The organism is Microcystis sp. MC19, assembly GCF_003019735.1.
Taxonomy (GTDB): domain Bacteria; phylum Cyanobacteriota; class Cyanobacteriia; order Cyanobacteriales; family Microcystaceae; genus Microcystis.
On record NZ_CP020664.1, the window covers coordinates 1,983,201 to 1,995,960 of the forward strand.

10 protein-coding genes are annotated in these 12,760 nt (G+C 44.1%); 4 read left to right on the forward strand and 6 right to left on the reverse strand.

Annotated elements, in window-relative coordinates:
• Positions 1–111: 111 nt before the first annotated feature.
• The 4 genes from B5D77_RS10085 to B5D77_RS10100 all read right to left on the reverse strand — a co-directional run bounded on the left by B5D77_RS10085 (position 112) and on the right by B5D77_RS10100 (position 7,787).
• The gene (locus B5D77_RS10085) at positions 112–1,677 is read right to left on the reverse strand and encodes a sodium:proton antiporter (protein WP_106908762.1); all 1,566 of its coding nucleotides are present in this window, start codon (positions 1,675–1,677) and stop codon (positions 112–114) included.
• A gap of 216 nt (positions 1,678–1,893) precedes the next feature.
• Complete coding sequence (locus tag B5D77_RS10090) at positions 1,894–5,196, reverse strand: efflux RND transporter permease subunit (protein ID WP_106908763.1); 3,303 nt, start codon at positions 5,194–5,196, stop codon at positions 1,894–1,896.
• A 6-nt stretch (positions 5,197–5,202) separates the two neighbouring features.
• Positions 5,203–6,402 (reverse strand): hypothetical protein, encoded by a 1,200-nt coding sequence (locus tag B5D77_RS10095; RefSeq protein ID WP_008204851.1) that lies wholly within the window; start codon positions 6,400–6,402, stop codon positions 5,203–5,205.
• Between the two features lie 251 nt (positions 6,403–6,653).
• The gene (locus B5D77_RS10100; protein WP_106908764.1) at positions 6,654–7,787 is read right to left on the reverse strand and encodes a glycosyltransferase; all 1,134 of its coding nucleotides are present in this window, start codon (positions 7,785–7,787) and stop codon (positions 6,654–6,656) included.
• A 285-nt stretch (positions 7,788–8,072) separates the two neighbouring features.
• Here B5D77_RS10100 and B5D77_RS10105 point away from each other — a divergent pair, with 285 nt between their 5' ends.
• From B5D77_RS10105 to nblS, 3 genes are all read left to right on the forward strand, one after another.
• The gene (locus B5D77_RS10105; protein WP_002800600.1) at positions 8,073–8,252 is read left to right on the forward strand and encodes a hypothetical protein; all 180 of its coding nucleotides are present in this window, start codon (positions 8,073–8,075) and stop codon (positions 8,250–8,252) included.
• A 75-nt stretch (positions 8,253–8,327) separates the two neighbouring features.
• The gene (locus tag B5D77_RS10110; protein ID WP_002737573.1) at positions 8,328–8,675 is read left to right on the forward strand and encodes a DUF4359 domain-containing protein; all 348 of its coding nucleotides are present in this window, start codon (positions 8,328–8,330) and stop codon (positions 8,673–8,675) included.
• A 115-nt stretch (positions 8,676–8,790) separates the two neighbouring features.
• Entirely contained in the window at positions 8,791–10,782 is a 1,992-nt protein-coding gene (gene nblS / locus B5D77_RS10115; RefSeq protein WP_008204843.1) for a two-component system sensor histidine kinase NblS, read from the forward strand.
• Here nblS and B5D77_RS10120 read toward each other — a convergent pair.
• On the reverse strand, positions 10,763–11,122 hold the full coding sequence (locus B5D77_RS10120; RefSeq protein WP_008204840.1) for a hypothetical protein: 360 nt from the start codon (positions 11,120–11,122) through the stop codon (positions 10,763–10,765). The two genes, nblS and B5D77_RS10120, sit on opposite strands and share 20 nt — an antisense overlap.
• A gap of 273 nt (positions 11,123–11,395) precedes the next feature.
• Entirely contained in the window at positions 11,396–11,803 is a 408-nt protein-coding gene (locus tag B5D77_RS10125; RefSeq protein WP_002784438.1) for a hypothetical protein, read from the reverse strand.
• Between the two features lie 44 nt (positions 11,804–11,847).
• Here B5D77_RS10125 and B5D77_RS10130 point away from each other — a divergent pair, with 44 nt between their 5' ends.
• Positions 11,848–12,753 carry a hypothetical protein gene (locus B5D77_RS10130; RefSeq protein WP_008204749.1) on the forward strand — a complete coding sequence of 302 codons (906 nt, stop codon included), beginning with the start codon at positions 11,848–11,850 and terminating at the stop codon, positions 12,751–12,753.
• Positions 12,754–12,760 lie beyond the last annotated feature (7 nt).

Sequence of the window (12,760 nt, forward strand, 5' to 3'; positions counted from 1 at the left end):
GAACCACAGAGACACAGAGGACACAAAGATCGATCGAGCCTATGTGAGTTAAACTCATCACACAAAGAATAAGAGATCCGAAGATTTTGGATTTTTGCCAGAAATCTATGATTAAACCATCTCTTTTTCTTTTTCTACCTCGACTAAAAGGGGAACGAGATTTTCATTTAAACGACCGGCTCGAATTAGTTCTGCGTAGGTATTAGCTTCGATATCAAGTAAAGTATCTTGAAATTGTTCGGCCACCACGTCTTTTAATTGTGGGTTTTCCTGTAGTAATTTTTGCAACTGATCGCCCAAGGACTTTAATTGTCCTTCCACCAGAGTTTTTTTGTCGCGATAAAATTCGGGATCGATATCGGGAAAACGTTCTGGTTGTTGTAGATAATTAGACACCCTAGTTAAAGCAATCTGACGAGCAATTAAGGCCGAATATTCGGTGCGAATCGGTTGATCACCAATAAGATTGAGGGCATTTAACAGCCATTGTATAGATAATCCTTGCACCAATAAAGTAAATAAAACCACCCCAAAAACCACGTCAATAATTTCTTGACGGTAGGGGATAGAGGTAGGAACACTTAACGCTAGGGCGATCGAAACCGAACCGCGCAATCCTCCCCACCATAACACCGTTCTTTCCTTGAAACTGATCCTATTACCCGTAATTAGGTTACTAATTCCCCCTAGTCCAAAAATTGAGAACAGACGGGAAACCACCATAGCGGCGATCGCTATTAAAATCCCGGTTAAGTGACTGCCGAGACTCTCAAAACGAGTTTGATCACCGATCAGTAAAAAGATGATGGAATTGACAAAAAAGGCGATAAATTCCCAAAATTCGCTAACTACCAGGCGCGTGCGGGGACTCATACCAATGCGCGAACCGAGATTACCGAGAATAATCCCGACAATTACCACCCCAATCACACCGGATCCGCCTAATTTTTCCGTGACGAGATAGGTTCCATAGGCAGAAACTAGGGTGAGAGACTGTTCCACAAAAGGCAGATCGAAGCGTTGGGTAAGGTAGGAAATGCCGAAACCGATCACGCAACCCACACCGATGCCAATCCCCACAAAGGTGCAGAATCGAGCGATCGTCACGGGGACGGAAAAGGTATCGACTCCCAAGGGAATCCCCACCAAGAGGACAAAAGCCACCACAGCGACCCCATCATTAAAGAGACTTTCCCCTTCCATCAGGATCGTCAGTTTTTTACTGGCCCCCAATTCTTTAAATAGGGCAATCACAGAGACGGGATCGGTGGCAGCTAGGGCAGCACCCAACAGAAAAGCGATCGATAGGGGTAAATTGGCAAAAATATGTAGGGGATAGGCGACTCCCAAAACGGAGATAATCACCCCGATAACGGCAAAAAGGACGATAGTAACCCAATATTCCTTTAATTTAGCCCAAGGAATATTCCAAGCGGCTTCAAAAAGGAGGGGAGGCAGAAAAATTTCCAGAATTAATTCCGGGGAAAGATTAACTAGACGCAAATCTAAAAAAGCTAAACCCATACCGACAATAACTAACAGCAGGGTGTAGGGAATTTTGCGGAGGAAGGCAACGGTTCTCGATAAAGTGGCGACACTCAAGGAAATGGTCAAAACTAGCAGGAATTGCTCTAAATTATGAGCGATCGCCTCGTTAGCAGTAGATTCTAGACTCATTATTTTCAGTTATCAGTTATCAGTTATCAGTTATCAGTTATCAGTTATCAGTTATCAGTTATCAGTTATCAGTTATCAGTTATCAGTTATCAGTTATCAGTTATCAGTTATCAGTTATCAGTATTAAGTGGCAATTGCGGGGCTTTCTTTTTTCTTTTCAGTGATTACTGTTTACTGATTACTGATTACTGATCACTGAAAAAGTCTCCTAACACCCTAGTCATTCGGGGACTGAGGAGAGATTTTCAAAGAGGAAATAGCCCCTTCTTCTATGGGGGTTTCTGATGTATTTCTTTCGCCACCGAGAGAAGGAGTTTTACTATTGCCAGAACCGCCACTTTTCGGGGGTTTCGAGGAGAGGAATCGGGCCTCGAACTGTTTGATCAGCACATACAACACCGGGACGAGAAATAAACTCAACACCGTGGAAATCAGATAACCGCCTAGGATTGCAGTTCCCAGGGACCAACGACTCATCGCCCCGGCGCCGGAAGCGATAACCAAGGGCAAGAAACCGACTAAACCGGAAATAGCCGTCATCAGAATCGGTCTTAAGCGTTCCGTCGAGGCCCGGGCTGCCGCATCGGGAATACTTAAACCCAAAGTACGGGACTGGTTAGCGAATTCCACGATTAAAATCGCATTTTTAGCCGCTAAACCGATCAACATGACCAAAGCCACCTGAGCATAGATATTATTATTCACCGCCGGGAACAGACTACCCACTTGTAGGAAATTCGCCCGCAACAGTAAGGCCCCCATGGCACCTAGGATCGCTAGGGGAACCGTAATCATGATGATAATCGGGTCGATATAGCTTTCGTACTGGGCCGCAAGGACGAGGAAAACCACAATAAAGGCTAATCCGAAGATAACTGGGGCAGCCCCGGCGGAAGTTTTTTCTTGGAAAGCTGTACCCGTCCAAGCGTAACCGAAACCGGGCTGCAGGACTTTCCGACAAACATCTTCCATCACTGCGATCGCCTGTCCCGTACTAAAACCGGGGGCGGGACTACCCTGAACGTTAATCGAGGGATAGAGGTTAAAGTTAGTGATAATCGGTGGATAGGTGAAGCGTTTGACGCTAACCAAACCCGATAGGGGAATATTGGCCCCGGTACGGGAACGGACGTAAAGACGGTTAATATCTTCAGGATTAGAGCGATAATCCGCTTCTGCTTGGGCAAAGACTCGATACAAGCGATCGCCTAAGACGAATTGATTGACGAAGTTGGAACCGAGATAGGTTTGCAGGGTACCGAAAACGGCCTGCATATCGACGTTTTGCGCCTGTAGCTGGTTGCGATTGATGGAAAGTTCCAGCATCGGCGTGTCGGTGGTAAATTGGGTGAAAATTCCCGATAATTCTGGTCTTGTTCGGGCCTCGGCCATGACGTTATTAGCGTTGGCAATCAAAGCGTCCATGGGGAAAGAAGCGCGGTTTTGGATAAATAACTCGAAACCGCCGGTAGAACTTAATCCATCCACGGGGGGCGCATTAACGGCGAAAGCGCGAGCATCTGGGACTTTAGTGGCTAATTGTTGGTTAATTTTCCGCAGAACCCCGAAAACCGACTTATCTTCCCCGGGCCGTTCCGACCATTCTTTTAACTTGACAAAAAATAGCCCTTGGTTGCTGCCACTTCCGGCAAAACTAAAGCCCGCCATACCGACAAAGTGTTCGATTTCTTCGATACCGTCGAGAATTTCTTCGTTAATCTGACGGATAACCTGGTCGGTGTAGCGCAGGGAAACCCCGGGGGGTGCTTGCACCAAAACGAAGGCATAACCTTGGTCTTCTTCGGGGATAAAACCCTGGGGAGTGGTGCTATAACTCCAAGCTGTGAGAAAGAGGGCGGCGATAAAGAAGGGTAACACTAAAAAACGGATGCGGATCAGAAATTCGATCGAGCGTCGATAGCCTTCTTTAACTGCGTTGAAACCTCGATTAAAGCCCTCGAAAAACAGTCCCAAGGGTCCGCGGGTGCCTTGGGGCGGTTTCATGATAATCGCCGACATGGTGGGGGAAAAACTGAGGGCGTTAAAGGTGGAGATGATAATTGAAGCGGAGATGATGACGGCAAATTGTCGATAAACGATCCCCACCGTACCGGGGAAGAAGGTGACGGGAATAAAAACTGCCAGCAGTACAAGAGAACTGGCGATCACCGCCGAGGTTAACTCACCCATGGCATCGAGGGCAGCTTGAAATGGCCGCATTCCCTGCCGTAATTTTTCCGATACCGCTTCTACGATCACGATGCCGTCGTCCACCACTAAACCGGTGGCTAGAATGACGGCAAACAAGGAGAGGTTATTGAGAGAATAGCCTAAAGCCAGGGCGACGGCCATGGTTCCGATCAAAGATACGGGAATAGCGATCGCCGGAATGATCGTGGTGCGCCAATCCTGAAGGAAGATAAAAATGACGAGAATAACCAGTAAAATCGCCTCCACCAGAGTGCTAAAGGCTTCTTCCAGGGAAGCGGCGACAAAGGCGGTATTATCGAGGGTAATGGCGATATTTAACCCCGGGGGGAAACTTGGTTCTAGTTCCGCCATTTTTTCTTTTACCAGTTTGGCAGTATTCCAAGCGTTGGAACCGGGCAACTGATAGACGATATAGACAACGGCGGGGGATTTGTCGAAATAGGCGGCGGTACTGTAGCTTTCGGCTCCGATTTCTGCGCGTCCTACGTCTTTAATTCGGATTAAATCGCCATTTTCCCCGACTTTGACGACGATATTTTCCGCTTCCTCCCCGGTGGCAACCCTACCAACGGCGCGAATGGCGATCTGGAATTGCTGCTCTTCGGGACTGGGATCACCGCCAATTGTCCCCGCACCCACCTGAATATTCTGTTCTCGGATCGCCTGTACTACTTGTTCCGCCGATACACCCCTAGCGGCTAAAGCATCGGGATTAAGCCAAAAACGCAGGGCGTATTCCCTTTCCCCGATGATTGTTGTACTACCAACCCCCTCGATCCGGCGAATCTCAGCATCGATGACTCGGTCAACAAAGTTACTTAAAAAGACCGTATCGTAGGGATAATTACCCTTTTCGTCCGGTTTGGCGGAAATCCCGTAGGCAAGGGTAACGCTGGGGGATTGGGTATTGGTTGTCACCCCCTGCCGGTTCACTTCTTCCGGTAAACTAGCGGCGGCGGTACTGACACGGTTTTGTACCAACACTTGGGCAATGTTCCGATCCATTTCCACCGGGAAAAAGACATTCACCGTACTCTGTCCAGTATTGGTACTCTGGGACTGCATATAAACAATCTGTTCTGTCCCGTTAATCTGGCGATCGAGTACCGTGGTAACGTTATCCTGTACGGTTTTGGCATCGGTTCCCAAATAGTTGGCATTTACCGCTACCTGAATAAATGCCAACTGGGGCAGTTTTTCTAGGGGTAAAAAGGGAACAGCGATCGCTCCGATCAAAACGATTAAAATCGAGCAAACTGTGGTCAGAACGGGTCTTTTAATGAAGGTATCGGCAATACTAAGGATCATAGGGCGTTACTGGTTCATCTTTTCTAGGATAGTTGCGGCGGTGGGAGATTTACGAGTCAGATAATTAAATATTAATAGTTTAAAGATGGTATCTAGGATAACGGGAACAGTGGCCACAAACAAGCTAATAAATGTAATATTCTCGCGCCAACCAAAGTGCCGGAACAAAGTTTCTAAGATTACCGTCCAACCCTCCGCCGAATGAAAACCGACAAATATATCGGTAAAGAGAATAAAAATAAAGGCTTTGGTGATATCATTTAAGCTGAGAAAATAACGACTAACATAAGCTCGCGTAATTGCCAATTGTTGACGACCAAAAATTAAGATCGAAATAAAGGCTATTAATCCCGTGAGATCCGATAGTAAGTTTTTCCAACCATCTTGACTTTCATAACCAGCTTCTCTGAATAATTCTTGCACCTGTTCCCGAAAGGTTTCTTCTGATTCATTCCCTACTTTTGCTACTCCTAAGACGTGCTTGATTTCTTCAATTTCTTGAAGTCTAGCAAATTCCCTGAGATATTTTTCGCCAATTTCTTGAGAAATATAAACTTCTGATATTTTCGCTCTATCCACACCAAAATAGTTTAAAACAGGGCTAAAAATAAAGTTCCTACTAATAACCTGCACCAAGAGAGGAACTAAAATAATAATCAGGATAAAACGAATAGCAATCCGTTGCTGTTGTCGCAAGGTACGGAGTTGTTTAATAACGGTTTGTTCGTATTCGGGGGTTAATTCTTGCTGGAAGTTAAAAAATTTATTACCAGTTGCAGGAGAAATTATCTGGTTATCTTTATCCCTGGGTTTATCATCGGTGAGATTGGTATTAGGCAGATTTGGGGTTTGATTATTCGGTAATGGGGGCAGCAATTCCCCTAAGTCTAGGCGATATTTACCGATAATATCCTCGATCGCCTTTAAAGTCTCTAGGATGTTATTATTTTCTGGGTTAGTTTGCGGATTGATAAAATTACCCAGACGCACTTGAGTTAAATCGAGACGTATCTGTAATAATTCTCGCTCTAGGGTACTTTGAAAGTAATCATAAACACTTTTTCCTCCCACGGCAGCCGGGGAAATTTTTTGTCCCCCAAAATGTTTATCTTCGATCGCTTTAATTTTCAGCGCTCTCTGATAAGCTGATTCTAAGGCCACTAAAGAGCGTCTTTCTACCCATTGATTAACTCGATTCCAAGGCACGGCTATAATCCTCGCTTTTCTGTCATCACAATCACCACGGTAAGCTATCAGCGTTGGCTAGATATCTACTTTCGAGAAATATCCATAATATTATTACATTTTGAGCGCAGGTGATGCACTCCCACCATTGAGGAAATACAACGTTTCTCATCAAAATAAATTGTAACCTAATTTGTTATCGACGACCGATGACTGACTCCCTAAAACGAAAACCTCCTAGCTCTCCCTTAAGATAAAGGCTATCATTAAATTTAGCAATAAATTTTAGAGATTGAATGTTCCTCGACAAATAAACTATAGTTACTTTGAAAGATTTCAGGAGTAAATCTATTAGCCTGTTGCCGACAATTTTCTGGAGCAATTTTATCAGCGTGATCAACAAAATATTTAACTGCTTCTACCAAAGATTGGGGATTTTGTTCCCCAAAAAGTAATCCTGTTCCCTGGGGAGAATTTTCCCGCAGATCTCGCACGGTTTCTAAAGCACCTCCGGCAGCAAATGCAATCACGGGAGTACCACAAGCTTGCGCTTCCACTAAAGCAATACCAAAATCCTCACAAGCAGCATAAATAAACGCTTTTGCTTTCGACATATATTCTGCTACCATTCGATCGGACACTGCCCCTAAAATCTGAATGTTATCCCTTGCTAAATGTCGGATTAAAGCCATCTGGGGACCATCTCCAATAACCACTAGGGGTAATCCCAATTGATTAAATGCCTCCACAATTAAAGGGACTTTTTTATAACTAACCAAACGAGATACTACTAAATAAAAATCTTCTTTTTTCTCTTGGTAGGGAAAACGCTCAATTTGTACGGGAGGATAAATAACTTTTGCCTCCCGTCGATAACAGCGCCAAATTCGTCTAGCGGTGTGGTGGGAATTAGCCAGAAAATAGTCCACACGATTAGCAGAAATCACATCCCACTGACGCAAACCATGCAAAAGATAACGGGTGAAAATACCGGGTAATCCCTGTCCTAACTTACTATTAGCCAGATAGTCAAAAGTTAAATCCCAAGCATAACGCATCGGAGTGTGACAATAACAAATGTGCACCTGATCCGGTCGTATTAAAACCCCTTTAGCCACACAATGGGAGGAGGATAAAATCACATCATAATCCTCTAAATTTAACTGCTCGATCGCTAGGGGAAGAAAAGGTAAGTATTTTTGTACGCCATTTCTCGCTTTCGGGAAATTTTGCAGAAAAGTTGTCCCGATCGAGCGACCATAGAGATAACTATCGGGATTAGTGGACTCAAAATCGATCAAAGCGTATAAATCCGCCTCTAGACATTGTAAAATCTCCCTAACCACTAATTCCGATCCCCCCGTCGCCTTTGGGGTTAACCACTCGTGAACCAGAGCGTACTTCATAGGATAATCAATAATCTCAGCCGTAATTATAGCAGTAAGGGATCAATAGTTCACTTTCTGGTTTTCTCTTCCCCAAAATTACCGATACCTATCCGATCAAGGTAAAAAACACCAGAAAGAAATTATTAAAATTTTCCAGAAAAATTGCAAAGTTTAGTAAAAATTACTAGCAAGATCAGATGATCGAGTTCATAATGGGGATCAAGGAAAAAATAGACTTAAACCGATTGGGATCAAGAAAAACTAGCTTGATATACAGAAGATAACTAATTAATGAGGTTTGCTATGATCACCCTGCAACAAGTGCGCTGTCCTAATTGTGGAAATTTTGCCGAAAGACAGCATATTTTAGAACACCATCTCGTTAGCACCGCCTGTTCTCACTGTGATTATCTGTTAATTAGCTGCAGTCTCACAGGAAATGTACTAGAGTGCTATGCACCCGGTATTGGTTTAAGAAATTAACACTGCCCCCTAGCCGGATCGAAAATGTCTTGTCAAAATTAGAGTGAGAAGACAAAATCAAGGAGCTAAGTAGCTATGGGGGGTAATTTCTTCAAGGGAGCGATCGCCCTGGGGGTAATAGCGGGGATTATGGGATTTACCAATCCCCCCCAAGAACTTTACAGCGAATACGCCGCCGAAAAACTCCTCGCTCATGCCGACAAAATTGCTTGCGAGAAAATCAGTCTCTGTGACTCGATCGATTCCTTGCCAGTGGCAGCCAGAAATGTGATCAAAAATCAAATCTTAAAACCAGCGATCGAAACCTCTAGTCAACGGCAAAATTTAGGTGTGTTCAGTATTTACACCACAGAAGTACCGGGGGTGGCTAAAATTAGAACTATTGGCGCTTTTGGGCATTTCTTAACTTTCTCGGAGACTTAGGCTTTGATTAGTGCTGGTTTAACGGCTACCAGCTTAATAATGAGTTAAGATGATCGTGTTAACCCGCGATTTAAGCGATAGAGTCGTCAAGAATACAGATTAATGCTGCCTAACCGTGTTTAATTTTCTGCCCATTCTCCGAAAAGCGATCGCCCGTTGGTGGTCCGAATTCACCCTCCAAACTAAATTAATGGCTGCGGCTACTTTAGCCGTTTCTTTGTTGATGAGTGGTTTAACCTTTTGGGCGGTTAACACGATCCAGCAGGATGTGCGTCTCAATGATACCCGTTTTGGCCGGGATTTAGGGCTGTTATTAGCCGCGAATGTCTCCCCCCTCATTGCTGAGGACAATTTAACCGATTTAGCCCGTTTTTCAGCCCGTTTTTATAGTAGTACCTCCAGTGTTCGTTATTTAATCTACGCTAACGAGGAGGGTGAAATATTTTTCGGTATTCCCTATTCTACCGCCGAAGTTAAGAACTCCCTGACGATCGAGCGTCGCATTCAATTACCAGAAAATTATGGCGAAAATGGGGAAACTCCCCTCATCCGTCAGCATAAAACCCCCGACGGTGAAGTCACCGATGTCTTTGTTCCCTTAAATCATGAAGGCAAATATTTGGGAGTATTAGCGATCGGGATCAATCCTAACGCTATTGTGGTGGCTTCTTCTAATCTAACCCGTGATGTTACTATTGCCGTTTTTGTCTCGATTTGGGCTATGGTGATTCTCGGGGCAGTTTTTAATGCTTTGACTATCACCAAACCGATCAAGGAGTTATTAGTCGGGGTAAAAAATATTGCAGCGGGAAATTTTAAGCAGCGCGTTGATTTACCCCTGGGAGGAGAGTTAGGGGAATTAATTCTCAGTTTTAATGAAATGGCGGAAAAATTGGAGCGATACGAGGAACAAAATATCGAAGAAATGACCGCCGAAAAAGCGAAACTAGATACGTTAATGTCCACTATTGCTGATGGAGCAATTCTCTTAGATACTAACTTTCAATTATTATTAATTAATCCAGCAGCTCGGGAAATATTTGGCTGGGAAGATCGGGAAATTATCGGTAAAAATGTTTTACATCTTTTTCCCTCGGAGTTAACCGTTAAACTAACTAAACCCCTCTATCAAATTGCGGCGGGAGAACCACTCCAGAATGAAGAAACCGCTAATCAAAATCAGAAAAATGCTGTTATTAATCAGGAAAATAATAACTATGCCCCAGCGGAATTTAGATTATCTTTAACTTACCCGAAACCCTGCACAATTCGCATTTTGTTAACTCAGGTATTCGATCAGTATCGGGAGAATGTCCGGGGAATTGCCATGACGCTACAGGATATCACCAGAGAAACAGAATTAAATGAGGCAAAAAGTCAATTTATTAGCAATGTTTCCCATGAGTTAAGAACACCTTTATTTAACATCAAATCTTTTATTGAAACCCTGACAGAATTTGGTGAGGATCTCAGCGATACAGAAAAAAGAGAGTTTTTAGAAACCGCGAATCATGAAACCGATCGCTTAACTCGTTTAGTTAATGATGTTCTCGATCTTTCTCGGTTAGAATCCTCGCGTAACTATAACTTAGATGCGCTCGATATCGGACAATTAATCGAACAAACCCTAAGAACCTATCAACTCAATGCTAGGGATAAAGGACTAGAATTAAGCTCGGAAATTGAAGCCAATTTACTACCAATTTTAGGCCATTATGATCTACTCTTACAGGTATTAACTAATCTAGTTGGTAACTCCCTAAAATTTACTCCTGCCGGCGGTAAAGTGGTGATCCGTGCCTATAAAATAAGCAGAGATAATCCCCAAGAAACTCTCAAAATTCGCGTAGAAGTATCCGATACTGGTATTGGCATTGATGCCGAGGATCAAAGTGCCATATTTGATCGATTCTATCGGGTAGAAAATCGCGTTCATACTCTAGAAGGGACGGGATTAGGATTATCGATCGTCAAAAATATTATTGAAAAACACTATAGTCAAATTAATTTGATTAGTGAAGTGGGAATTGGCACAACTTTCTGGTTCGATCTAGATTTATATCAAGGCTTGATCGCCAGCAAAAAAATTAACGACGTGAGTTTATAAAAGCCAAAGCAATACTGGCCAAAATCAGGGTTAATAATAGCAATAATCCCTTATTTCTGAGACACCAATTTTTAAAAACCCTAGGCAGCGGGAGAGGAGGAATTTTTTCGGCTATTATTTGGCTATTTTTGTATAAAGTGCAACTGGTAGCGTAGGGACGTTGGGGAAAATTACAGCTATCATCGCCATGATAAAGACAGGTTTCACATAAAAACTCACCCGTGACGGCTTGATGTAGGGTCATACCGGGATGACCATAGGCCTTGAAAATATTAGCACAGTAGGGACATTGTAAGGCTTGACTATCGACCTTGTGCTGACAACGAGGACAGGTAATCATGATCGCTAAATTTTCCCTTTGAGGATTGTCATTGCTAAGGTAGATCCCCCCGCCTATCGGCACCCCCCTTATCAAGGGTAGATCCCCCCGCCTATCGGCACCCCCCTTATCAAGGGTAGATCCCCCCGCCTATCGGCACCCCCCTTATCAAGGGTAGATCCCCCCGCCTATCGGCACCCCCCTTATCAAGGGGGGCAGGGGGGATCGAACCCAAAATCTATCTTCAATTTAATTATAACCAGCTACTTAGCAAAATCCCCTGGCTTTTTCCGGTTATTTGACTAAATAGCTGCGCCATTGGGAGGCAACTTCTTCCAGTAAACGCCAAGTTTTTCCCTCGATCTGTCTTTGTAAATAAAGATCAAAATTGTTGTGTTGTTTGGTATCTTTTTGATGGGGCAATTGTAGAGTTAGATCGTAATCCCCCTGCAAGTGATAGGCGGGCAAATTGCCCACATAAATCGGTTCCAGACTGGTGACATTAATTTTAGCAATTTTTACCTGCGGCTCATCGATCTGTAAAGATTGACTAAGACGATCGGATGTGTGACGAAATTGTAATAAAAGGGCTTTAGTGACGATTTCTCCAGGGGGGGCAAATTCTTGGGGGGGAGTGACACTACCACAAGCAGTCAGGAAGACAAGGAAAATACTGGTTAAAAAACCGAGAAAACGGCGCATACAATGATATTTTGAAAAAGAATGGCAGCGGGTTAAGAAAGATTATGACTCAACCAAACGAGCGAGAGAATTTCAGCCAAGCAGAAACGGTGATCCGACTACAAGAGGCGATCGAGCAGTTAAATTCGATCGTTTCCCAACTTAACACGGGAACGGGGACAGTGTTACCTCCCAAAGTTGTCGTTGATAATCTTCTTAACTCAACGCAACAGTTAGCCGCTGCCTTAAAACCAGACGAATTCGCGGAAGTTGAGCAAAGTTTAACCCCAGATTCTCCCATGGAAGCAGTCGAGGGAATCGACGATATTTTACCGGATTTCGATCAGGTGGAGGGGTGGTGGACGGCAATTTTGAACAAAATTCGCCGACTTTTACCGACGGGAATTGGCGAAAAAATTCCCGATTGGTTAATCACTGGCTTGTTAACAGGAAGTTTAGTCACTATCCTCTTAGTCGCCGTCATCAGTTTACCGAAAAATCCCGGGGAAATTGCCGAAAATATGCCCGAAGTTATCCCTAGTCTCCCACCGGCAGCCGGGGAAATTATCGAAACTCCCCCAGAATTAACCGCACCAGAGGCACCGATTCCCGTCCCGATTACCAAAGCCAAACCGCGATTGACTCCCGAACAAAGTTTAGTCGCAGCCATTCAAGAGGAAATTACCGATTTAACTACTCGTTATCCCGCCGGTATTATTTCTACCGTAGAGGCAGATTTTTTGGCTAGTCGTCTAGTAGTTATTTTGGGCGATAATTGGTATAGCCTCGAGGCATCACAACAGGATAAATTGGCTAATTCGGTGTTTCAACGTTGCCAAAGTCTCGATTTTCGCCGCTTGGAAATGAAGGATAACGAGGGAATTCTCCTCGCTAGAAGTCCCGTTATCGGCGATCGAGTGGTGATTGTCAATCGCACTCAACCCAGCACTGGCATCTCCTCCGGTGAGTAGTTGTGAG

Coding starts and splice junctions, on each gene's coding strand:
- B5D77_RS10130 (WP_008204749.1), top strand. CDS start 11,848: ATGACTCAACCAAACGAGCGAGAGAATTTCAGCCAAGCAGAAACGGTG.
- B5D77_RS10125 (WP_002784438.1), bottom strand. CDS start 11,803: ATGCGCCGTTTTCTCGGTTTTTTAACCAGTATTTTCCTTGTCTTCCTG.
- B5D77_RS10105 (WP_002800600.1), top strand. CDS start 8,073: ATGATCACCCTGCAACAAGTGCGCTGTCCTAATTGTGGAAATTTTGCC.
- B5D77_RS10085 (WP_106908762.1), bottom strand. CDS start 1,677: ATGAGTCTAGAATCTACTGCTAACGAGGCGATCGCTCATAATTTAGAG.
- B5D77_RS10090 (WP_106908763.1), bottom strand. CDS start 5,196: ATGATCCTTAGTATTGCCGATACCTTCATTAAAAGACCCGTTCTGACC.
- B5D77_RS10110 (WP_002737573.1), top strand. CDS start 8,328: ATGGGGGGTAATTTCTTCAAGGGAGCGATCGCCCTGGGGGTAATAGCG.
- B5D77_RS10100 (WP_106908764.1), bottom strand. CDS start 7,787: ATGAAGTACGCTCTGGTTCACGAGTGGTTAACCCCAAAGGCGACGGGG.
- B5D77_RS10120 (WP_008204840.1), bottom strand. CDS start 11,122: ATGATTACCTGTCCTCGTTGTCAGCACAAGGTCGATAGTCAAGCCTTA.